The organism is Arthrospira sp. PCC 9901 (assembly GCF_059013425.1).
This window is the reverse complement of the sequence record NZ_CP102296.1, coordinates 5,480,293-5,502,401: the sequence shown is the minus strand read 5'-3', so window position 1 is coordinate 5,502,401 and position 22,109 is coordinate 5,480,293. Positions and strand designations below refer to the sequence as shown.

The window sequence follows — 22,109 nt, the reverse complement described above, 5'->3', positions numbered from 1 at the left end:
TTGCAACTACCCTATTGACAGCCCCACCCAGCCTATGCCAGTATTGAAATATTAAATGACTTCGGTTTAATAGCCACCAAAAACAATCTAAAATCTTTATTAAGAAATTCGGTTTTTCTAACATTTTTTGCTAAGAAAAATTGCCTAATACTTGATAGCGCTACAAGGAATGTGCCGCAAGTGGGCCGAATCTCTGACAGCTTTTTCGAGCAATATCTGTATCTAGCTGTCCTCTCGGTCTTACTTACTTATCTATTTTTCAAATTCTGGGATGTGACACTGTAATAATGCTATCGATTTTGGGAATACTATATATATTATGGATTGTCAAATTTATCAAAAGCCAAAGGTGTTTGTTTGAAACCAATTTCTTTTGTGTTGAGTAAACTGCCAACAATTTGACCAAAAATCTGGGTTGATGGACATCGCCATTTAAGTTTTTCCGCGATACTCAAAATCTGGATTTTGGCTAATTATTAGATTTTGAGTAGGGTGCCTTATGAATCAGTTAATGGAAGACCGAAGTAAAATCCTATGGATTGCCGGAAATGTGGGAAATGATGATCGTAGTTTACCACAAAATATATTGCAAAATAATGGATATGAAGTTCATCTGGTTATAGGATTAAAACCAGCTTATAATGCCATTCAATCATGGCCATTAAATTTAATTCTGTTAGACAGTAAATTACATGATGGAGATAGTTATGAGTTATGTAATTGGCTAAAATCGAAAGCAAAATTTCAAAAAATACCAGTTATTATCATGGAAAGCAGGGGTGATTTGTTGAATAAGCATACGGTTTTTGATGTGGGTGCGGCGGATTATCTCACCCAACCTTTCCATGAACAAGAAATGCTTAAACGCATAGGATATCAAATTACTCTACAGCGACAGCAACACCAAATCAAAGAACAGGATTTAGGTTTAACTTTTGCAAGTCATAAATCGGAAATAGCGAAGTTAGCTTTAGAAAAACAAAGGGCTTTACTAAGGATGGTAATTGATGCCAACCCGAATCTAATTTTTATTAAAGATTGGGAAGGAAGGTTTACTTTGGCTAATCGTGCCATGGCGAATTTATATGAAACTACTGTAGATAATATGATGGGAAAAACCCATTCAGACTTGAATCATAAGCAGTATAAAAATGATTATATTTTGGCAAGCGATCGCGAAATTATGACTTCTGGTAAACCGCGACTAATTGCCGCGGAACCCGTGAGGTTAAATAATGGAGAAGTTCGTTGGTTTCAGACCAACAAAATACCGTTAATTGGTAATGATGGTCAAACCCCATATTTATTGGTAGTTTCCACAGATATCACGGAACGTCAGGAAGCAGAACAAGAACTATGGAGTCATGCGGAACGGGAAAGAATGTTAAGGGCAATTGTCCAAAGCCTTCATGAATGTATAGATTTAGAACAAGTTTTAGAATGTACTGTTAATCAAATTCGGGAATTTCTAGTGAGCGATCGCGCTTTAATTTATCGTCTAGAAAATGATGGCAATTATCGGGTAGTTATGGAGTCAGTATCCCCCCCTTGGAAACCCTTGTTAGGGACGACAATTAACTACTCTGGGTTATCGGAAGTTATCACGGAGATGGCTGCTGCTAATTATCTGAAAATCTGGTCTATATCTAATGTTGATAAAGCCAATATTCCCATTAATTTACGGAATGAATTAGACGAGTTGCAAGTGAAGTCTAAGCTAATTTTACCGATTATTCATCGCCACCCAGATTTGCGGTCACAGGAAACTGAATACCCCAATTGTTTATGGGGTTTACTGGTCATTCATCAGTGCGATAATACCCGAGGTTGGCAACCGGAGGAAATCGAAGCGTTGCGGTCTATTGCTACTCCCATTGCTGTAGCTATTCAACAGGGAGAATTACACGCGAAATTGCAAACAGTTAATCAAGAATTGGAACGCCTAGCCAGCCTAGACGGATTAACCGGAGTGGCGAATCGGCGACAGTTCGATCTGCACTTAAAAAGGGAATGGCAAAGGTTATTAAGGGAAACTGCACCCATATCTGTGATTATGTGTGATGTAGACTTTTTTAAAGCCTATAATGACACCTACGGCCACCAGATGGGGGATGAATGCCTTAAACAAATTGCGAAAATCTTAGAAAATTGTGCCCAACGTTCTACGGATCTTGCTAGTCGCTATGGCGGGGAAGAATTTGTGATAGTATTACCTAATACTGGGATTAAGGGAGCATTACAGGTAGCTGATAAAATTCAACATCAGATCAGAGCCCTAGAAATTGAACATCAGAAATCGGAGGTTTCCGGCTATGTGACTCTCTCGTTGGGGGTTGCTTGTCAAGTCCCCAATCACGATCGCAGTCCAGAATCATTAATTAAACTAGCTGATGCTGCGCTTTATGAAGCGAAAAGTCAAGGCCGTAATTGCATAATTGCTAATGCTGAGACCATTTAAGAAAAACCAAGCCACTATAAAGCTGAAAGGCGGGGTCCCAGGGAGTCTCGGACTGTCGTTCTAAATCGATATAAGATTTAATCCTACTGAGAAGTTGTGTATAATCCAAGACGGTTTCAGCAAAAGCGGTAAATTCTGACGAGACTGGTATATTGTCGAGGTTTTGATTAAACCGATCTAATAAACTATTCCACTGAAGACGTGAAGTTTGTTGATTTTCGACTTTTGCCAACTGAATACCCTGATTAAAATCTAATGTGACATCACAAAACCTGATAATGGAATGACGACCTGGTAAATGCAGATCATAGATTTTGGCATAGTCCTGGGTAACTTCCTTGTGGCGAAAGCGATCGCCTCTACTGCGGCGAGGATCATAATCCATAGTTTCGGCAAATAAAGGTAATAAACCTTCGACACGGTGGCTAACTTCGGACCAATTCAAATTTAACATTCCCAGGCGATCGCTTTCATCCAAACAAACCACCCCCAATTGTGGATACAGAGATTGCACATAACAGACCCGAAAAACGTGCAATTTTTCCAGGTCAGTTAAAGACACCCAAAACACGGGAATATTAGCCGATCGCATTTCTTGACCATACACCCCCAACTCTCCCATTTCTCCAGTCTTATAAAGTCGCCATCCCCTACTTTGTAACTGCATCCGAGCGCTATAGGCATCAGTTTGGAGAATCCGTGCCAAAGTTTTGGCAGCCTCTGGCTTATATTCTGGCGCAATAGGTTCTAATATCAAAACTCCCGGTTCACAATTGCGGGGATTAGTCTTAGCATCTGCGATCGCATTTTGGCGGCGTTGTTGTTCAATAGCTTCTAACCGCTTGACCCCCTGACGCGCCTGGTCAATAACTTTAGGATTGGTGGTAGTTTTCAGTAATTTTCGATAAACCTTTTCAGCGGACGCTAATTTATCGGTCGCCTCATACCAGCGTCCGATATAAAACTGTACCCAGGGATTTTGGGGCGATTCCTTTTGTAATTTTTTAAGTAATTTCGCCGCCTCTCGATAGTCTTGACTCTCCAAGGCGGCGACGACTTGATCAATTTCTTTCATATCAGGACAAAAACCCCTACCCCCGGTCAGGTCGGGAATAGGGGAATGAATCAATTGTCAACGGTCAACGGTGAACTGTCAACTATTAACTCCCATCCAAGTTTGCCAAGTGTGCGCGACAGCCATAGTCATCTCATGGGTAGCAGGGAGACTATCAACCACCATACCCGCACAGAGTAGCATCAGATACAGAATAGAATACTTGAATAGCGATCGCGCCACATCACGGTTGTGGGGAGTTTGGAGTAATTCCCAGGCTTTCTGGAGAAAAACTGCCCCCAACCCCAAAGCGATCGCCCCATAAACCCAGCCACTGGTATGGAGGGGATAAACCAATAACAGACTGGTAGGAATCAAAACCAGACTATAAATCCAAATTTGTTGGGCTGTGAGTTCATCTCCCTCAATAACTGGAAGCATAGGGACACCGACATCCTGGTATTCATCGCGGATCATAATAGCCAAGGCCCAAAAATGGGGAGGAGTCCATAAAAAGATAATCACAAACAGCAACCAGGCGGCCCAACTCAAATCTCCGGTAACTGCTGCCCATCCTACCAGGGGAGGGATAGCCCCGGCTGCGCCGCCAATGACAATATTTTGGGTACTGTGGCGCTTCAGCCAGTGGGTGTAAATTGCCACATAGAAGACAATACCGGACATAGCCAATAAAGCAGCCAGGAGGTTAGCAAAAACAGTTAGGAGGGTAAAAGAAGCAATAGCTAAAGCGATCGCAAAAATCATGGCATCGCGAGGCTTAACCCGTCCCGAAGGAATAGGCCGCCAGCGGGTACGTTCCATAATATAGTCAATATCACTGTCGTAAAGACAGTTAATGGTATTAGCAGCCCCAGAAGCTAAGGTTCCCCCCACCATAGTCACCAACAGCAGCAGAGGATCAACTTCCCCTTCTGCGGCCAACCACATTCCCGCCGCCGTTGTAATCAGCAATAACAAAATAATTCGAGGTTTAGTAAGTTGATAGTAGCTTTTCAGCACTTGTAGCGGGTTATTGTGGTGTCGAGATGAGTTAGTCTGAATAATCTCTTGCATGGATCAATTGGTTATGAGTAGTTAATCAGAACACCGAGCCCATATTTCCGGGATAATGGCCCTAGTCCTTGGTCAATTAAATCGAGTTAGATCCCCAAAAATCGGCGATTTTCCTGGGGAGACACTTGGCGATCGCGGCATCCCAAAACAGTGAGAGCGACTAAAATGCCTAATAGTATAGCTCCCATGCCCTGATGGGCGATCGTGAGAGGTTCAACCTGTAAATGTAGCTTAAAGGTTGCCACACCTAACAAAATTTGTGCAATCACACAAAGACCCGCCCCTAATGCCAATCGTCGTATCATCGGATTAAGGGCAGAAGTACGCCTAGCTAAAGTCACCACAAAAAGAGTCATCAAAGTAGGCGGGACTACTCCCAGGATATGACCATTCATCACCCCGCACAGTTGAGAAGCACCAAAACACTGATGCAAAGCCCACTGTGAAGCGACCAAGCCACCTAAGAGGCTTTGGAGATATACCAGGACAGCAGCAGCCAGACTCACCCAGGGCAAATATCCAGCATTACCAGTTCCCTGATAAGGCATCAGAGTAAAAGCGATCGCCATTAGGGTCGAGAAAAATAATAACGCAGTTCCCAGATGAGCCGTAACGATATCAAACCGCAATAGTTCAGTCACAGTCAAACCACCGAGAACCCCCTGAAACACCACCAGAAACAGGGCGAAAGTAGAAGCCCAAGGCATCCAACCCGGAAGATGTTGTCGATGCCACCAGGATAAACCCACCAAGTAGGTTGTACCCAAACCAATTAAGCCGGCATCGAGTCGGTGAAACCATTCTAAGAAAACTTGCAAATTCATCTGAGCCGTAGGAACCAGTTGACCATAACACAAAGGCCAATCCGGGCAAGCCAATCCGGCATTCATCACCCTAGTAGCACTACCAACAGCCATCAGTAGCCAAGTAGCGATACATAGCTTCCACACCAGGCGGCGAATTTTTTCTTGAGGAAGTTGTTGTGTTGAGATTTGGTCAGTCTGATAGACAGTATTGGTCATGAGTCTCACACCTAGTCAATGGCATAATTTTGACTTATCTGCCCCAACTGTGCAACTTTCACTCTCCGCCGCCCTGGGTCATCTGTGCAGTTTGGGCAATTGCTGTAAGATAGGATGGCGATAGAACTTTTACAGCAGGGGGTTTTCGTGAACATTCCTAGCTCAATCTGGACTTTGTTAGTCGGGATTGCCATTACTCTGATTAGCCTCTGGTATGGTCAGAACCATGACTTATTACCTGTAGCAGCTTCTCCCGAAGCAGCAGAGGTCGATCAACTTTTTGATTTGATGATCACCATTGCCTTTGGTTTGGTGCTATTAGTTGAGGGGGCTTTAGTCGTCTCCTTAATTCGGTTCCGTCGCCGTCCCGGAGACCATACCGACGGCCCCCCCATTCATGGCAATATTCCCCTAGAAATTGTGTGGACGGCAATTCCAGCAGTTATCGTTTTGGGGATCGGAATTTATAGTTTCGACATATATAACCAAATGGGGGGACTAGACCCTATGGCATCGGGTTCCCATTCCATGGCGGATCACGCTAAGATGTCGGGAGCAGCGATCGCCGCTTCTTTATCTGATGCAGAAGATATCACCCCAGGAGGTCAGCAAATCTCCCTAGGGATTGGTGCATCTCCCTCACGAATAGGCTCACCTGCCGATATAACTATTGATGTTAATGGTCTTCAATATGCCTGGATCTTTAACTATCAAAATCAAGGCGTAATTTCCGGCGAACTTCATGTAGCCGTTGGTCAGGAAGTGCAATTAAACATCAGCGCCCAAGATGTGATTCACGCCTTATGGGTTCCTGAACTCCGCCTTAAACAAGACGCTATCCCCGGACGCACGACTGAACTCAGGTTTACAGCCAACCAAGTCGGAACCTATAATGTAGTTTGTGCCGAACTCTGTGGCGGTTATCACGGAGCCATGCGGACAGCAATGGTAGTTCATACCCCCGAAGAATTTGAAGCCTGGGTAGCGGAAAATAGCTTTGCTAACAACCCAGACCAACAACCCACCGTAGCCACTAATCCCAGGGATATGTCCGAGGGTGAATTTCTCGCCCCTTATGTGGCACAAATGGGGATTGAGCAGCATAATGCGATCGCACAGTTGCGACATCACCATGGGGTTGTCGGACTTTAGCGCCCAAATCTCATCATTTCCTGAACACATAGCCCCAACTCAGGTTAACCCTTTCACTGTTTGATATATGGCTCAAGCACAAATAAACATCACAGGCGACTCAGCCATGAGTAACCAAGAGGGAGAACGCCGCCCTCTGGACTTTTTCGGCTTCAGCACCGACCATAAAGTGATCGGGATTCAATATCTGGTCACCTCCTTTATCTTTTATCTAATTGGCGGGTTTATGGCTGGTATAGTCCGCACCGAACTAGCCACCCCCGACCCGGATCTGGTCGATCCAGAAATGTATAACAGTCTATTCACCGTCCACGGAACGATCATGATCTTCCTGTGGATCGTCCCGGCGGGGGCAGGATTTGCCAATTATCTAATTCCGCTGATGATTGGAGCCAGGGATATGGCTTTTCCGAAACTTAACGCCGTCGCCTTCTGGCTAATTCCCCCCGGCGGACTGCTATTATTAGCCAGTTTCCTCATCGAAGCGCCCCAAGCGGGTTGGACCTCCTATCCTCCCCTCAGTTTAGTGACAGGTAAAGTCGGCGAAGAAATTTGGATTCTCAGTATTTTGCTATTGGGAACCTCATCAATTTTAGGAGCCGTCAACTTCTCCGTCACCATCTTTAAAATGCGTATACCCACCATGGGGCTAAATGATATGCCCCTTATGTGTTGGGCAATGATAGCAGCTTCCGCCCTGATTTTACTCTCCACCCCCGTCCTCGCCGCCGCCTTGATTTTGCTCTCCTTTGACCTATTGGCGGGAACCAATTTCTTTAACCCCACCGGAGGCGGCGACCCAGTAGTTTACCAGCACTTATTTTGGTTTTACTCACACCCGGCGGTTTACATCATGATTCTGCCCTTTTTTGGGCTGATCTCCGATATTCTCCCCGTTCATGCGCGTAAGCCGATTTTTGGTTATCAGGCGATCGCCTATTCTAGTCTCGCCATTAGTTTCCTCGGCTTAATTGTCTGGGCGCACCATATGTTCACCAGCGGGACTCCCGGTTGGCTGCGGATGTTCTTTATGATCACCACCATGATCATCGCCGTTCCCACCGGAATTAAAGTCTTTGGTTGGCTGGCCACCATTTGGGGAGGCAAACTCCGCCTCAATAGCGCCATGTTGTTCGCCATGGGTTTTATTGCTACCTTTGTCATTGGTGGCGTAACAGGAATCATGGTCGCTTCCGTACCCTTTGATATCCACGTCCACGACACCTACTTTATCGTTGCCCACTTTCACTATGTGTTATTTGGTGGCGCAGTATTTGGTATTTTTGCCGGAATTTACCACTGGTTCCCCAAAATGACCGGGCGCATGATGAATGAAAATTGGGGTATTGTTCACTTTGTGCTGACCTTAATTGGCGCTAACATGACCTTTATGCCCATGCACATTTTGGGACTGCAAGGAATGCCCCGTCGGGTTGCCATGTATGACCCCCGATTTACAGAACTCAATGTGGTTTGTACCATTGGTACTTACATTCTGGCGGTTTCTACTTTTCCCTTTATCATCAATGCCGTTTGGAGTTGGCTAAAAGGTCCCAAAGCACCCGGAAACCCCTGGGATGCTTTAACCCTGGAATGGATGACCTCTTCTCCTCCCCCCATTGAGAATTTCCACACCACCCCAGTATTGAGAACTGGACCCTACGACTATGGTATGAAGAAAACCTTGGCAATTCGTGCGCGCCTCAAAGAAATGGCTAGTGGTGTACCCCCCCGCAATAAAGAAATCGGGGTTCCCGTTTCCGAGGCGCAGTCTTCATCATTACTAGGAGATATCCAGGATTCTGATTCTGACAATAATCCCTAGAAATTCCTAATTTAAGCGGTCGGACTTCCTCTCAAGTTCGGCCGTGATTAGCAGTTTGTATTACACAACTTGGATTAGAATTTCATGCAATTTACATCAGTTGACCAGTCCCAAACTACTACCAACTTAGCTACAGAGGCGATCGCTTCTTCAGGGCAGCACCATGAGGAACACCCAGATCATCGTATTCTAGGGGTCGTCGTTTTCCTCGTCGCAGAAAGCATGATCTTTCTAGGGATGTTTTCTGCTTATTTAATTTATCGCGCCATGTCCGCACAGTGGCCCCCAGAAGGCATTGAACGGGAACTACTGTTACCCGGAATTAATACCCTGATTCTGATTTCTAGTAGCTTTGTCATGAATCGCGGCAACAAAGCCATTAAAAACGATGACCAAGCCGGTTTACGGGTCTGGTTCGCCGCCACTGCTATCATGGGCGCTATCTTTTTGGCTGGTCAGGTTTATGAATACAGTAACTTAGAGTTTGGGTTAACAACTAACCTTTACGCCAGTTGCTTTTATGTGTTAACTGCCTTTCACGGTTTGCACGTAACTTTCGGCGTTCTCCTCATTAGTGGCGTGTTGGTACGTTCCGCCAAAGATGGACACTACACCAAAGAGTCCCACTTTGGCCCCGAAGCCGCAGAACTATATTGGCACTTTGTTGATGTCATCTGGATTATTCTGTTTATCCTGCTTTATTTGCTGTGAACCCTTATCACACTTAATGTATTTTGTCAACCCCCATTACAGGGGTTTTTTTAATTATTGGCTCTCGCCTGAGCGATTTTCGTCGTTTGAGTTAAGATAGGACTGACGCTGGAGATTTAGATAATGGTCAATTTAGGATTGAACTGGAGCAGCCTACTAGGAATTGTCCTAGCCGTGGCTGGTGCCGCGCTATATTTTCTCCGTTCGTGGAAGCCGAAGTTAGCTCGTGATCATGATATTTTCTTTGCCGCAGTTGGTTTACTCTGTGGCGGGATTCTTCTGTTTCAAGGATGGAGACTTGACCCGATTCTGGCTTTTGGTCAGTTTATGTTAACCGGGACTGCTATTTTCTTTGCAGTCGAAAGTATTAAACTACGGGGAGTCGCGACAACTAAGGCTAAGGAACGAGCATCTTTTGTCGATGACGATCGCTATGTAAGTGATGTTTATCGGGTAGATGCAGAACTAGATGAAATCGAACCCGTCGAAGAGTACGCCCCCATGGCTCGTCAAATTCGCGGAACCCGAGATTCTCGCCCCTCCAAATCCGATATGTATGATACAGAATCGGAGCGTCGTCGCCCAAGTAGTCGTCGCAGTAGTAGCGCCGTCAATAGTTCCGTAGAACGTAGCAAATCGCGCCCCAGAACTGCGCCCGACCGTAGCAGCAGACCCAGATCAGACGGCTGGGAATCTGACCTAGAAACCGATAGTCGCCCAAGTAGTCGGACTCGCAGCAGTAGACCTGCATCAGTAGACCGCAGCGGCGCTGAGAGTGTGGGATACTCCTACTCAGATACAGATGAACCATCACCCCCCAGAAGTCGGTCTTCTCGGTCTTCCAGAGCCGCCAATCGACCAGACCGGAGGGATGTGGCGACCACCGACTATGTAGAGTATCGTCCAGTAGACTACTCAGATGATGATTACAACCGCTCTGGGGAATACTAGGATTTTCCAATACTCTAAAAGCCGACTATGGGGAAAAATATTTCCCTGGCGGCGGAGTCAGGGGACTGGTAGGGCGAAATTCGTCCTGGCGGTTTTATTGCTGTTTCAGGCGCTCATGGTGGGCTGTAGTTCAGTAGCCATCAATTCTTCTATGGTTGATGGTGCTATCAATAGCATAGCCACCGATGAGCAACCCGCATTAAGTGGAAACGGTCGGTTTTTGGCATTTGTGTCTAACCGAGAAGGTCAAAATCAATTGTTCCTGTATGACCTGCGGCGACGTAGCTATAAAACCTTGCTAGAATTGAGGCGATCGCTAACAGTAATGGAAAGCCCCAGTCTAAGTTATACCGGGCGTTATATAGTTTATAGCGCCAATGACTCAGGCCGTGCTGATATATACTTATACGATCGCCTTACCTACCGATTAGAAATGCTCACCCGGGGATATCGAGGTGCTGTCAGACATCCTCACATCAGCCCTAATGGTCGTTATATCAGCTTTGAGGGAGCTAGGCGAGGTCAGTGGGATATTGAAATTATCGATCGCGGTCCGAATATTGAACTCGACACAGAAACCTCTTTGTCTGAATCATGATCAACCCATATTACCAACGTCTATTTATAATCGGATTATTAGTAATTTGTTTGGGAATGGTTAGCGGTTGTGGTGGCTATCCCCGACTGTTAAATTTACCCCCCGACCCTAGCGGAAACAGCATCAACTCTCCCAGTTCTGAGATGAACCCCCAGATATCTTCTGATTATCTAGTTTTCGCATCCGATCGCCAAGGTCGTCAAGACATCTATCTTTATGATCGCCAACAAGCCGAATTTATCGATCTACCCGGCTTAAATTCCATAGATGCGATCGCCTCAGAACCCGCCATTTCCAGCGACGGGAATTATATTGTTTTCAATTCTACCCGTGGCGGACAATCAGATATTTATTTATATAACCGAAACACCCGCCAACTCAGAAACCTGACCGACAGCCTCAACGCTCAAGTACGCCATCCCACCATTAACGCTGATGCCAGTGTAATTGCTTTCGAGTCTAGTCTCAATGGGCAGTGGGATATTGTCGTGTATAACCGATACGGTCAAGCCCTAAATATACCCTAAGCTCCCGGTAGAGTTTCCGGGTTTTGGGTAGAGTATGTCAAACTAGAAGGTAGTGGTAATTTTCCCCCAAGTAGCGATCGCTCTAAATTTTGTTCCCCCAGAAAAATCCAATCAATAGCATAACCCCCACCCTAGTTGACAGCCGAATACCCGATCTGGGAAAAAGTCATGATTAAACGTATATTCTTAAACCATTTAACATCTGGATTTTTAACCCTTAGCACCAGCCTAGGTCTGAATATAGCCCCAGCTAGTGCCATTTCCCCCATCACCGAACCAGAGTCCTCTCCTATTCTCATCGCTTCCGATATCGAGGAACAAACGAATATCCGGGTTTATGAAACAGCCAGTCCTGCTGTAGTTTCCATCAACACAGATAAAGCTAATGGTAGCGGTGCAATTATCAGCGCAGATGGTATGGTGCTTACCAACGCCCATGTTGTCTCCCAAGGCGGTCAGGTAGAGGTAACACTGGCCGATGGTCGTAAAATGGTTGCCGATGTAGTTGCTTATGGCGAGAATGGGCTAGATTTGGCTTTGCTGAGGATTCGCAATGCTAGAAATTTGCCGACCATTCCCATTGCTAGACCCGGTTCCGTCAGAGTAGGACAAAGGGCCTTTGCCATTGGTAATCCCTTCGGTCAATTCCAAAATACCTTTACCGTCGGCATTGTCAGCCGCATTGACCGGGAACGGAATTTAATTCAGACTGATGCTGCTATCAACCCAGGTAACTCTGGCGGACCCCTGCTGAATAGTCAAGGGGAATTAATTGGCGTGAATACCGCCATTTTTACTAGAGGTCGTGGAGGTGGCAATATTGGCATTGGTTTTGCCATTTCCGTAGACAATGTACCCCCATTTTTGCAAGCCGCCAAAGAAGGACGCGCCCCCCGCACCGCCCAGCAACAGCGTCCGATTATGTTTAACAATCAGGATGCCAAACCCTTACCATTAAACGGTCAGGAGGTTAGGGGAGTTCTAGCAGAAGGTGCTAATGTTCTACCCGTTGATAACAGTTTTTACAATCTTTATACTTTTGAGGGGCAGCGAGGTCAGCGGGTAATCATCGACATGATGAGTGATGATTTCGACTCCTATTTGATTCTACTCGATATTGATGGCAATGAATTGGCTCAGGATGATGATGGGGGGGGTAATACCAATGCCCGCATTGAGGTGACATTACCTGCCACTGGCACTTATACCCTGCTGGCTAACTCCTACCAGGCTGGAGAAACCGGAAACTATCGATTAAGGTTGCGGACCGTTGCAGGCGATCGCCGTTCCGAGTTACCCTCTTCTTCTGATGATGTCATTTTGCGTCAATCGGGAATGTTAGACCCTAACAGCGCTTCTGTACTTCCTTCTGATGGTAGTCTTTACCGTGAGTATAGTTTTGATGGAGAGGCCGGTCAATCGGTGAGAATTGATCTAACCAGTTCTGATTTTGATACTTATTTGGCGCTGTTTAGCCCTAATGGTCGCCTGGTTGGTGAAAATGATGATATCAGTAATGCCGATACCAATTCCCGCCTGACCGTGACTCTCCCTGCTACTGGTCCTTATCGAGTCGTGGTTAACGCTTTTGATAGTACCGGTCGTGGTCAGTACCTGCTGACAGTTCGTGAAGTTTCTATATAAGGTTTGATGCTGAGGAAACTGTTTCTGTTGGTGGTTGGTCAATCTAATTTGTTGTTTGAGGTCTTTTATGCTTATTAAAGTTTTCGCGGCTACAGCCACCAGTCTATTCGCACTTCTGCCCATTTCGATTCTACTGCCTTTTTCTTCTGCGATCGCCTCAGAGTCTTCTTTCGCTCCCTCAGAGTCTTCTTTGGCTCAAGGTATGGAACCTGATGCCGTTGATACCCCCCTCCCGGAGTCGGAGTCTTTACCCCAGCAAGATACAGAACCTGTCGTGGGAGAAATTATTTTGTTGGAAGAGGGGGAACTGAGAGATGGCGATCCAGTTTTGCCCACTGATGGTAGTTTATTCCATCAACATACTTTCTTTGGGGAGGCTGGGAAAAAGGTTAAGATTCTCCTGGAAAGTTCTGATTTTGACACCTATTTAGCATTGTTTAATCCCCAAGATGAACTGCTGGAAGAAAATGATGATATTGATGAAACTAACACCAATTCACGCATCATTATTACCTTACCCGAAACGGGAACCTATCGGGTGATTGTCAACTCCTATGATGCTACTGGACGTGGTCGTTATCAGTTGCGGGTCAGTGAAGTTGAATAAAATCCCATTAATCCCCGGTTGAATAGCACTTAAACCCTAGGGGGGTATTTCCTCCCCTGGTGGCAGAGTTTTTTGGTAGCCTAAAAAAACCGCCATATTTCCTCGGTAATCAGTTGATAAATTCGTCCTCACGCATGACAAAACCTGGGAACATTTGCGCGATGATATTTCCCAGTTCATATTCAACTTTTCGCTTTCCCCCCACGGAGACGATCGCCAAATAAGCTACTTGGGAACGGTTCACCCGCATTCCCACCCGCCATTTTTCTGAGGTGGCGCTGATTGGGAGTTTGACCGTATCCGGTAAAACCTTTTTAAAAATTGGTCCCTTGGATTGGGGAATCACCCCTAATATCACCTCTGGGGTGTCGTGGAAGGCTTCCAGAGGGGGGATATTCGCCAAGCATACCGAGGCGAGGTCGTCTAAATTTGTGCCTCCTTCAATGATGGGAATAAATGTTTTTTCTACTTCCATAGAAGCCGTGATTATATCCACCACAATACCGATAGTGTGGATGTAGGTTTCGCTGGGTTGGACTAAACCATTGGCGATTAAACAAGCACCGTAGGAAATGGCAAAGGCACTCTGAATCAGGTTAAAATCATTATCAACTCGGGGGTCTGTCTCCGTTATTTTTAGGGCATCTAGGATGGTTTTTTGCACTAGGTAAAACTGACAAAATCCCCCCACTAAAAAAATGCGATCGCATTCTTCCTGATGTTCAGCCATCCACTGATTTACCCGTTCTAATACTCGGCAAATTCCCTCCGCGATCGGCTGGAAGGCTTGGTAAACTTGCCCGTTGGTGATGGTATAGCCACTAGAAAAGCTATAGAGCGTGGCTTCTGCGAAGTCTGAAGGGCTTTTGCAGTAGTTTTTGAGTTTTCTGGTGTATCGGTCATGCCCCTCGATTTTGACCGTTTCAAAGCTCTGTAGGAGGTGCATAAATTCCTGGCTGTGGAGGTCGGGTTCTGTGCCGTTTTTTTGTTGGTAGGCTTGGATAACACAACGGCGATCGAAGGCTACCCCCGCTGAGTCTAAACCGCGATCGCCTTCTCCGTCGAAGTACAAAACCTCAACCTTTTTGTCTCCATAAACGCGGCACAAACTGACATCAAAAGTTCCCCCACCCATATCGCAAACGAGGAGATTACCTTGGAAAGGTTCCTGATTTTCCCGTTGGTGTCGGCGTTGGGTTTCCCAGGCGTAATAGGCGGCGGCTGCGACGGGTTCACTCACCAGTTGAATCAGTTGTTTTTCTAGTCCCAAATTCTGGGCAATTAAAGTTTGCAGGTTTTCCCGTCCCCGGTTGTAGATATCTCGCTGCCAAATTTCCGGCACCGACACCACCAAACCCTCGATTTCCCCCTGTTGGCGGCGGAAGCTGTAGGTATTTTCTGGGGAGAGGAGGAGTTGTCGCAGGTAGTCGGTGGTAACGGTGATGGGGGTATGTTGGGATGAGTAATTATTGGCAAAGTTTTCCGTTAGCGGCAAGTCCATTTTAAAGTTACCGTAACTTTCTAGTTGCGGGTCGTTGGCTGCTGCTTGTCTAGCGGCTTTTCCGATGTCGATATAGCCGTCGTCTTCGTAGGCGATGAAGGAGGGAATTGATTGTTGTCCGCCATATTTAAAGGCGACGGGTTCGCCGTTTTCCAGGTAGGATATAGTGGAGTTGGTGGTGCCGAAGTCGAGACCGATTTTATATGATGCCATCGCGGGTTTTTGACTGTGGATGCAGGGCTATTCATATTATAGATGCGATCGAGAAATTTGGGTTGGGTTTCGTTCCCATACCCAACCTACATATTGGATGATTATGTCTCGCCCTACTCGAAACTTTCAACCTGGACACTGCCATCATATCACAGTTCGATGCAACAACCGCGAGTTCAAATTGACCCGGTTGGAATGTCGGAAGGTGCTGCTGTATACGATTAAAAGGGTTTTGGAAAAATATCGCTTTCGGCTGTATGCGGTCTGCATCATGTCCAACCATGTTCATTATCTCATTGAACCTAGCCACCCAGAAGATTTGCCCAAAATTATGCACGGGTTAAACTGGTATGCGGCAATGTGCTTTAATCGGATGCTGAACCGCACGGGTCATTTTTGGGAGAAACGCTATCACTCCTCGGCTTTTCCAAATACCGACAAACAGCGGGCACTGAACACCCTACGATATATCCATGCTAACCCGAAAGCGGCGGGAATGCAACAAGGGTTTTTCTACGATTTCTCTAATTATGGCAGCTATGACAGGTTGACAGATGATGGACTCACACAATGGCATCCGGCTTTTTTGGCTTTGGGAAACACCCTTGACGAGTGTGCCCGCAAGTATCGGGGGTTTTGCCAAAAGTATAAGCCTAAACCAAAGTCGGAAAAACGCTACCACTGGGGAAGTAAGTTTTTGCCGAAAGTCATCAAGGGAAGTGGCAGAAAGACATCTCCCGGACAGATGAAACTTCCTTGGAATATCCCGGATATAGAAAGTACAGAGGTTGCAGAAGTCGCCCAAAAGTTTGTCAAAGCCAATGGCTACCGCCCGGAAGGGGAAGTGCCAGGTATCGAATAAGGAAAAAGCCGATGTTTCTGTGAAAAAGTTGCCCATAACAAGAACTTGACAACTGCCTGAAGTGGTTATATGCTACAGGTTACAAGTCTGTGCGCGAGAGAAGATAACTTTCTTTTATTTTTTCTAATTTCATAACTATAATATAATCGCGCCAAGTGCCGTCGGTATCTACACCGTGAGGGTAGATGGCCCCGGGGAGCCGCCGCCGAAAACGTGCAATCAGACCATGATAGATACGACCCATTCACTCGCCATCCCACCTCGTCACTATACCGCTCAAATATTGTATCACTTGGTATGCTTCCATCAGGCTTACCTCCACAATTGATGTAAATTTGCTTCTGGACACTAAACCCGAAGCGTCCGTTGCTGTGTTTGACCCAAAGACCATCGATGATTCGCAAATCCTCGCAGGGAAAGTTTTTGATATCATCGTCGTCTAAATATCCCCCTTGGGTTTGTCCCGCCACCGCTAACATCATCTTAGCCGTTTCTTCGTCGGCAGCTTTCCACTGGCCTGATTTCAATAATCTGTTGAGTTCGGTATAATCAAAACCAGAAGAAGACAGGATGCGAGTATCTGGCACTGGTTTTGAAATCTGCTTAGGTTGAGATGCGATCGCTTCATTCTGGGATTGGAGTTGAGATGCGATCGCTTCATTCTGGGATTGGAGTTGAGATGCGATCGCTTTGACCTGCGATTCTAGTTGAGATGCGATCGCTTCATTCTGGGATTGGAGTTGAGATGCGATCTTTTCATTCTGGGATTGGAGTTGAGATGCGAGCGCTTCATTCTGGGATTGGAGTTGAGATGCGATCGCTTTGACCTGCGATTGGAGTTGAGATGCGATCGCTTCTATCTGCGATTCTAGTTGAGATGCGATCGTTTCATTCTGGGATTCTAGTTGAGATGCGATCGTTTCATTCTGGGATTGGGATTGAGATGCGATCGTTTCATTCTGGGATTGGAGTTGAGATGCGATCGCTTTGACCTGCGATTCTAGTTGAGATGCGATCGCTTCATTCTGGGATTGGAGTTGAGATGCGAGCGCTTCATTCTGGGATTGGAGTTGAGATGCGATCGTTTTGACCTGCGATTCTAGGCGTGATTGAGTAGTGGTAAAACCGTCAATTGGCTGAGTCATTTCATCTCCGTAAGACTGTAACTGAGAGACCATCAACTGTGCCTATTCTACCTGAGACTGAGACAATTGCCAAACCCGCTTGGCTGCCGCAATGCGTTTTTTCTCCTTCTCCAAAAACCCGGAGGGTATCCCACCAATCACAGGGGGATAGGGTGTCAGGTCATAACCACACACGGAACAGGTTTCCACCTCATTTGGTGTATATTCCGTTTCACAAACGGGACATTTCGCCATCATTCCCAACCCGATACATCACGACAACCGGGTGCAGGGAAACCCGGCTTTATGCTACTATAACCCACGGGGAGGAACTAGAAACCCAGTTTCTACCACCACTGGGGAAGTAAGACTTCGTAGGGTTGGTTACGCTACGCTAACCCACCGCCAATGGAGAGTAGGAGTGGTGTTGACATTTGATTAACATTGTAATGGTCAACGGTGCGTTACATTTCATTAAAGCACCACTAGGGACCTACGATATATCCATGCTAACCCGAAAGCGGCGGGAATGCAACAAGGGTTTTTCTACGATTTCTCTAATTATGGCAGCTATGACAGGTTGACAGATGATGGACTCACACAATGGCATCCGGCTTTTTTGGCTTTGGGAAACACCCTTGACGAGTGTGCCCGCAAGTATCGGGGGTTTTGCCAAAAGTATAAGCCTAAACCAAAGTCGGAAAAACGCTACCACTGGGGAAGTAAGTTTTTGCCGAAAGTCATCAAGGGAAGTGGCAGAAAGACATCTCCCGGACAGATGAAACTTCCTTGGAATATCCCGGATATAGAAAGTACAGAGGTTGCAGAAGTCGCCCAAAAGTTTGTCAAAGCCAATGGCTACCGCCCGGAAGGGGAAGTGCCAGGTATCGAATAAGGAAAAAGCCGATGTTTCTGTGAAAAAGTTGCCCATAACAAGAACTTGACAACTGCCTGAAGTGGTTATATGCTACAGGTTACAAGTCTGTGCGCGAGAGAAGATACTTTTATTATGCGTTGGGTATCGACCCAATAGGCGCCAAGTGCCGTCGTATCTGTATCTACACCGTGAGGGTAGATGGCCCCGGGGAGCCGCCGCCGAAAACGTGCAATCAGACCATGATAGATACGACCCATTCACTCGCCATCCCACCTCGTCACTATACCGCTCAAATATTGTATCACTTGGTATGCTTCCATCAGGCTTACCTCCACAATTGATGTAAATTTGCTTCTGGACACTAAACCCGAAGCGTCCGTTGCTGTGTTTGACCCAAAGACCATCGATGATTCGCAAATCCTCGCAGGGAAAGTTTTTGATATCATCGTCGTCTAAATATCCCCGTTGGGTTTGTCCCGCCACCGCTAACATCATCTTAGCCGTTTCTTCGTCGGCAGCTTTCCACTGGCCTGATTTCAATAATCTGTTGAGTTGGGTATAATCGAAACCAGAAGCAGAAACAATCGGAACATCTTGCACTTCTTCCAAAATTGGCTTGAGTTCAGATTTTATCGCTTCTATAATTTCTGTTTTTTGTTGTGATTGCGACTGAGTTAAATTCCCAATTTGCCGATTAATTTTATCGAGTTGAGATTGCAGATTCTGCAATTGCTGCTGATTCTGTTCCTTATTCAAACTGTCGATGCGTTCGACAATGCCATCCAACTGGGATTGAAAATCAGCCTGACGTTGATTTTGCGACTGAGCCAAACGGTTCATTGTCTGCGTCATGCCATCTATACTAGACTGCAACTGAGAAACCATCGCCTGTGCGGACTCTATCTGAGACTGAGACAATTGCCAAACCCGCTTGGCTGCCGCAATGCGTTTTTTCTCCTTCTCCAAAAACCCCGACGGTATCCCACCAATCACAGGGGGATAGGGTGTCAGGTCATAACCACACACCGAACAGGTTTCCACCTCATTTGGTGTATATTCGGTTTCACAAACGGGACATTTCGCCATCATTCCCAACCCGATACATCACGACAACCGGGTGCAGGGAAACCCGGCTTTATGCTACTATAACCCACGGGGAGGAACTAGAAACCCAGTTTCTACCACCAGTGGGGAAGTAAGACTTCGTAGTGGACCGACACACCTTAAACGGTGGGTTACGGCGGATTGATATATGGCTTTCACAGCATGGGTTTCAGCCGCCTAACCCACCCTACTGGACCGTTTCGGCTAATTTGCTGCTTTAGTATGCTCCACAAACAGTGACGCTCAAAAACTATCAGGCGATCGCCGAAAACGGACAGCACAAAACAGGCGATCGCGTCAAAAGGACGACACCAAACGGGCGATCGCCGAAAACGGACAGCAAGAAACAGGCGATCGCGTCAAAGGGACAACACCAAACGGGCGATCGCCGAAAACGGACAGCACAAAACAGGCGATCGCGTCAAAGGGACAACACCAAACGGGCGATCGCCGAAAACGGACAGCAAGAAACAGGCGATCGCGTCAAAGGGACAACACCAAACGGGCGATCGCTCCCAACTAACTCTCAGAAAGTGTGGGGGAATTCTGGAGGTCAAGCCATTTCAAAAACCGGATAAAGATGTTTTAATTTGAGGCGGGCATCGCCGGTGGCAAATTTCCAGATTACCCGAGATGCGGTCTGATTTCGCTCTTTTTGCCAGGCTTCTATCTCCCGGTGCAGCGCTTCTTTGGTGGCGATCCTTCGGGCCAAACATTGCTTGGATAAAATACTCAGTTCAATTTCGGCGACATTTAACCAACTGCCATTCCGGGGTGTATGATAAATTTCCAGCCGCCGGGCCAAACGATGGGCTTCGGGAGCCGGAAAAGCCTCATAAAGTGAGGCGATGTTATGGGTATTCAGATTGTCACACACCAGCTTGACTTTTCGAGCATGAGGATAGTCTTCATCTAAAAGTTGACGCACTTCCTCAGCCCAATCTACCCTCGTCCGAGAGTCTCGGTTGCTGACCCGTCGCCAGCCCCGATTGGGATCGAAAAACATGAACAAAGCTTGCACCCCTTCACGGGTATAGTGATAGTCCTCTTTTTTGTCATGTCCGGGTTTCATGGCGACCGCCTCATAGAGATGTCCTCGGAGTTGGATTGAGGCTTCATCCATATTGATTAAAGGCTCCTCTTCACTGTGGACGCTACTGTAGAGGTCGAGAACGACTTCCATTTGAGCCACAAATCTGGCTAAATCTCGTTCGGGAATACAGAATCGTTGGGTTTTCCAAGGTCGCAATTGGTTTTTTTTAGAGTCCGCCACACGGTCGTACAGGAAATTTCGGTGACAATTTGCCGTTTTTTGAGTTCGGATGTTAACAGTCTGAGCGTCCACTGAGCTCTCCCAGATGGGGGGTCCGAACAACACAGGGCAATAATTTGAGCCTCAGTTGCTCCATCCACTTTGGGTGGAGTCGGTGGGGTTTTTCTGGGTTGCCGATTGAGAGCCACTTGTTCCCCTTTTTGAAGGAATCTTTGGCGAATGCGCCCCACTGTATTCTGATGGACTTGTAAAGCTTCTGCTATTTGTTGGTCTGTCCATTTTCTCGGAGCCATTTCTCCTTCATCAGACATCAGCAAAATACGAGCGTGTAGGATTTTTTTGGCGGGTGCATGACCATTTCGACTGATTTGTTCCAGATTTTCTCTCTGTTCGACCGTTAGATAGACTTTATCTCGCCGACCTCTTCCCATAATTGCAGTCCTCCGTCCTCGGTATCTATTACCCTATTTTAGCCGAAACAGTCCACTACCCTAGTTTAGATAATTTAGAAAAAAGGAAACTAATATTATGCCTTTAGATGCTGCATACGCCGCCGCAGTCCAAGGATGGAAAGACGGTCTCGCCGCCGCGAAGACACCCCACCTAGGACCTAAGCTGGTAGTTGAAGTACCAGTTGATAAAACGTCAAAAATAGGTGTTGCATTCCCTTTGTTGTTGCTGTATGTGTTAGGTGGTAGTCAAGACACATTAAAAGATGAACCTGCGGACGTTAAAAGCTTAACCATCTGGAAACCGCCAGGAACCGCTACAACACCGGTTGCCAATAGGCGTACACCCCTAAAAAGCGCTAGGGTAGTAGCCTATCGTCGCAGTGAATATAATCACTATTTCATTAAAGCCCCGTTAGACCCAGGCCATTGGTTAAAATATACGCCCAAAACCAAAGAAAAAACGTTGCGTTATATCAGTGTTAAAGCTCCCCCTATAGTAGGGATAAACTCAATGCTGCATGTCTTAGCTCACTATTTCACTAAACAGCCAGCAGCACTTAAAACCCACAATAGTATGTTTGTTATACCAGACAAAGACACATTCACTTTAGATAGCTTAGGTGAATTAACCGCTGGCAAGAGTGAAGCTGAAAGTCAAGAAACAGGCGAAATTCCGGCAAGCGCGCCAGCGGGCAATCCCGGGGCTAAACAGAGCACGAAAAGCTAAATCGCCAAAAAGTAAAAAAAGTAAACTAACCACTATTTTTTTAGATAGTGGTTTTTTGTTTGAGTTGTCTGTGGCGATAATTTAAATATTGCACAATTATCGTATAAAGTCAATAATTGTTTTATCGTTTTTGATGATATATTTATTATTTATTTATAAGTATTGATTAATTCTAAAGTAATAATCATAAATAACAAAAAATATAAAAAACAGTGAATTGTTGCGTATTTTACTTGATTTTATGAAAAGTTCCTTTGATAGAATCGTTTGTAAATCGAGTAACAATCATCAGAACCCTAACCGTAAAGATACCCCTAATGCTGATGATTGGCGCAAACCCTAGTAGCCTACCT

Annotated in this window: 19 protein-coding genes and 1 pseudogene; 13 read left to right on the top strand and 7 right to left on the bottom strand. The window is 46.1% G+C overall.

Going from position 1 to position 22,109, the window contains the following annotated elements; all coding sequences use genetic code 11:
* Window positions 1-499 precede the first annotated feature (499 nt).
* Window positions 500-2,458 carry a diguanylate cyclase domain-containing protein gene (locus NLZ44_RS24280; protein WP_493751443.1) on the top strand — a complete coding sequence of 653 codons (1,959 nt, stop codon included), beginning with the start codon at window positions 500-502 and terminating at the stop codon, window positions 2,456-2,458.
* On the opposite strand, the gene NLZ44_RS24275 is transcribed toward NLZ44_RS24280, so the two are convergent.
* From NLZ44_RS24275 to NLZ44_RS24265, 3 genes are all read right to left on the bottom strand, one after another.
* A complete protein-coding gene (locus NLZ44_RS24275; protein ID WP_493751442.1) occupies window positions 2,439-3,533 on the bottom strand; it encodes a tetratricopeptide repeat protein in 1,095 nt (364 codons plus the stop codon). The genes NLZ44_RS24280 and NLZ44_RS24275 overlap by 20 nt on opposite strands.
* Before the next feature lie 78 nt (window positions 3,534-3,611).
* Window positions 3,612-4,586 carry a heme o synthase gene (locus NLZ44_RS24270; protein WP_006624865.1) on the bottom strand — a complete coding sequence of 325 codons (975 nt, stop codon included), beginning with the start codon at window positions 4,584-4,586 and terminating at the stop codon, window positions 3,612-3,614.
* An 86-nt stretch (window positions 4,587-4,672) separates the two neighbouring features.
* Window positions 4,673-5,608: a COX15/CtaA family protein gene (locus tag NLZ44_RS24265; RefSeq protein ID WP_006624864.1), complete on the bottom strand. Its 936-nt coding sequence runs from the start codon at window positions 5,606-5,608 to the stop codon at window positions 4,673-4,675.
* A 114-nt stretch (window positions 5,609-5,722) separates the two neighbouring features.
* Between NLZ44_RS24265 and NLZ44_RS24260 the strand changes: the two genes are divergently transcribed.
* The 8 genes from NLZ44_RS24260 (at window position 5,723) to NLZ44_RS24225 (ending at window position 13,623) form a co-directional block, all read left to right on the top strand.
* Entirely contained in the window at window positions 5,723-6,760 is a 1,038-nt protein-coding gene (locus NLZ44_RS24260) for a cytochrome c oxidase subunit II (protein WP_493751441.1), read from the top strand.
* 67 nt (window positions 6,761-6,827) lie between these two features.
* On the top strand, window positions 6,828-8,585 hold the full coding sequence (gene ctaD / locus NLZ44_RS24255; RefSeq protein WP_493751440.1) for a cytochrome c oxidase subunit I: 1,758 nt from the start codon (window positions 6,828-6,830) through the stop codon (window positions 8,583-8,585).
* An 84-nt stretch (window positions 8,586-8,669) separates the two neighbouring features.
* A complete protein-coding gene (locus tag NLZ44_RS24250; RefSeq protein ID WP_493751439.1) occupies window positions 8,670-9,296 on the top strand; it encodes a cytochrome c oxidase subunit 3 in 627 nt (208 codons plus the stop codon).
* Between the two features lie 123 nt (window positions 9,297-9,419).
* Window positions 9,420-10,247, top strand: coding sequence for a Ycf66 family protein (locus tag NLZ44_RS24245; RefSeq protein ID WP_493751438.1), 828 nt, complete (start codon window positions 9,420-9,422; stop codon window positions 10,245-10,247).
* Window positions 10,216-10,845, top strand: a complete 630-nt coding sequence (locus NLZ44_RS24240) for a TolB family protein (RefSeq protein ID WP_493751437.1) — start codon at window positions 10,216-10,218, stop codon at window positions 10,843-10,845. Before NLZ44_RS24245 ends, NLZ44_RS24240 begins: the two co-directional genes overlap by 32 nt.
* Window positions 10,842-11,372, top strand: coding sequence for a TolB family protein (locus tag NLZ44_RS24235; protein ID WP_008052260.1), 531 nt, complete (start codon window positions 10,842-10,844; stop codon window positions 11,370-11,372). Before NLZ44_RS24240 ends, NLZ44_RS24235 begins: the two co-directional genes overlap by 4 nt.
* A gap of 168 nt (window positions 11,373-11,540) precedes the next feature.
* Complete coding sequence (locus tag NLZ44_RS24230; RefSeq protein ID WP_493751436.1) at window positions 11,541-13,016, top strand: trypsin-like peptidase domain-containing protein; 1,476 nt, start codon at window positions 11,541-11,543, stop codon at window positions 13,014-13,016.
* Window positions 13,017-13,083: 67 nt separating this feature from the next.
* Entirely contained in the window at window positions 13,084-13,623 is a 540-nt protein-coding gene (locus NLZ44_RS24225; protein ID WP_493751435.1) for a PPC domain-containing protein, read from the top strand.
* A 109-nt stretch (window positions 13,624-13,732) separates the two neighbouring features.
* Here the strand turns inward: NLZ44_RS24225 and NLZ44_RS24220 are convergent, their stop codons facing one another.
* Complete coding sequence (locus NLZ44_RS24220) at window positions 13,733-15,337, bottom strand: Hsp70 family protein (protein WP_493751434.1); 1,605 nt, start codon at window positions 15,335-15,337, stop codon at window positions 13,733-13,735.
* A gap of 103 nt (window positions 15,338-15,440) precedes the next feature.
* Between NLZ44_RS24220 and NLZ44_RS24215 the strand changes: the two genes are divergently transcribed.
* Window positions 15,441-16,199, top strand: coding sequence for a transposase (locus tag NLZ44_RS24215; RefSeq protein ID WP_111894555.1), 759 nt, complete (start codon window positions 15,441-15,443; stop codon window positions 16,197-16,199).
* A gap of 65 nt (window positions 16,200-16,264) precedes the next feature.
* On the opposite strand, the pseudogene NLZ44_RS24210 reads toward NLZ44_RS24215, so the two are convergent.
* Window positions 16,265-17,581, bottom strand: a pseudogene (locus NLZ44_RS24210) (GUN4 domain-containing protein).
* Window positions 17,582-17,852: 271 nt separating this feature from the next.
* On the opposite strand from NLZ44_RS24210, the gene NLZ44_RS24205 reads away from it, so the two are divergent.
* Window positions 17,853-18,218 carry a hypothetical protein gene (locus NLZ44_RS24205; RefSeq protein WP_108614823.1) on the top strand — a complete coding sequence of 122 codons (366 nt, stop codon included), beginning with the start codon at window positions 17,853-17,855 and terminating at the stop codon, window positions 18,216-18,218.
* Window positions 18,219-18,290: 72 nt separating this feature from the next.
* Here the strand turns inward: NLZ44_RS24205 and NLZ44_RS24200 are convergent, their stop codons facing one another.
* Window positions 18,291-19,286 (bottom strand): GUN4 domain-containing protein, encoded by a 996-nt coding sequence (locus tag NLZ44_RS24200; RefSeq protein WP_493753069.1) that lies wholly within the window; start codon window positions 19,284-19,286, stop codon window positions 18,291-18,293.
* Window positions 19,287-19,540: 254 nt separating this feature from the next.
* On the opposite strand from NLZ44_RS24200, the gene NLZ44_RS24195 reads away from it, so the two are divergent.
* Window positions 19,541-19,882, top strand: coding sequence for a hypothetical protein (locus NLZ44_RS24195; RefSeq protein ID WP_493751433.1), 342 nt, complete (start codon window positions 19,541-19,543; stop codon window positions 19,880-19,882).
* Here the strand turns inward: NLZ44_RS24195 and NLZ44_RS24190 are convergent.
* A protein-coding gene (locus tag NLZ44_RS24190) for an IS630 family transposase (protein WP_493751432.1) occupies window positions 19,858-21,008 on the bottom strand; the annotation gives its coding sequence in 2 pieces (ribosomal slippage) (window positions 19,858-20,567 and window positions 20,567-21,008; 1,152 coding nt in all). The genes NLZ44_RS24195 and NLZ44_RS24190 overlap by 25 nt on opposite strands.
* A gap of 97 nt (window positions 21,009-21,105) precedes the next feature.
* On the opposite strand from NLZ44_RS24190, the gene NLZ44_RS24185 reads away from it, so the two are divergent.
* Complete coding sequence (locus NLZ44_RS24185) at window positions 21,106-21,756, top strand: hypothetical protein (protein WP_493751431.1); 651 nt, start codon at window positions 21,106-21,108, stop codon at window positions 21,754-21,756.
* The last annotated feature ends 353 nt before the right edge of the window (window positions 21,757-22,109 follow it).

What these genes read in the sequence shown, in the direction of transcription:
- NLZ44_RS24275 (WP_493751442.1), bottom strand. Translation starts at nt 3,533, where the DNA reads ATGAAAGAAATTGATCAAGTCGTCGCCGCCTTGGAGAGTCAAGACTAT.
- NLZ44_RS24205 (WP_108614823.1), top strand. Translation starts at nt 17,853, where the DNA reads ATGCAACAAGGGTTTTTCTACGATTTCTCTAATTATGGCAGCTATGAC.
- NLZ44_RS24250 (WP_493751439.1), top strand. Translation starts at nt 8,670, where the DNA reads ATGCAATTTACATCAGTTGACCAGTCCCAAACTACTACCAACTTAGCT.
- NLZ44_RS24260 (WP_493751441.1), top strand. Translation starts at nt 5,723, where the DNA reads ATGGCGATAGAACTTTTACAGCAGGGGGTTTTCGTGAACATTCCTAGC.
- NLZ44_RS24270 (WP_006624865.1), bottom strand. Translation starts at nt 4,586, where the DNA reads ATGCAAGAGATTATTCAGACTAACTCATCTCGACACCACAATAACCCG.
- NLZ44_RS24225 (WP_493751435.1), top strand. Translation starts at nt 13,084, where the DNA reads ATGCTTATTAAAGTTTTCGCGGCTACAGCCACCAGTCTATTCGCACTT.
- NLZ44_RS24200 (WP_493753069.1), bottom strand. Translation starts at nt 19,286, where the DNA reads ATGGCGAAATGTCCCGTTTGTGAAACCGAATATACACCAAATGAGGTG.
- NLZ44_RS24185 (WP_493751431.1), top strand. Translation starts at nt 21,106, where the DNA reads ATGCCTTTAGATGCTGCATACGCCGCCGCAGTCCAAGGATGGAAAGAC.
- NLZ44_RS24235 (WP_008052260.1), top strand. Translation starts at nt 10,842, where the DNA reads ATGATCAACCCATATTACCAACGTCTATTTATAATCGGATTATTAGTA.
- NLZ44_RS24265 (WP_006624864.1), bottom strand. Translation starts at nt 5,608, where the DNA reads ATGACCAATACTGTCTATCAGACTGACCAAATCTCAACACAACAACTT.
- NLZ44_RS24220 (WP_493751434.1), bottom strand. Translation starts at nt 15,337, where the DNA reads ATGGCATCATATAAAATCGGTCTCGACTTCGGCACCACCAACTCCACT.
- NLZ44_RS24230 (WP_493751436.1), top strand. Translation starts at nt 11,541, where the DNA reads ATGATTAAACGTATATTCTTAAACCATTTAACATCTGGATTTTTAACC.
- ctaD (WP_493751440.1), top strand. Translation starts at nt 6,828, where the DNA reads ATGGCTCAAGCACAAATAAACATCACAGGCGACTCAGCCATGAGTAAC.
- NLZ44_RS24245 (WP_493751438.1), top strand. Translation starts at nt 9,420, where the DNA reads ATGGTCAATTTAGGATTGAACTGGAGCAGCCTACTAGGAATTGTCCTA.
- NLZ44_RS24280 (WP_493751443.1), top strand. Translation starts at nt 500, where the DNA reads ATGAATCAGTTAATGGAAGACCGAAGTAAAATCCTATGGATTGCCGGA.
- NLZ44_RS24215 (WP_111894555.1), top strand. Translation starts at nt 15,441, where the DNA reads ATGTCTCGCCCTACTCGAAACTTTCAACCTGGACACTGCCATCATATC.
- NLZ44_RS24240 (WP_493751437.1), top strand. Translation starts at nt 10,216, where the DNA reads ATGATGATTACAACCGCTCTGGGGAATACTAGGATTTTCCAATACTCT.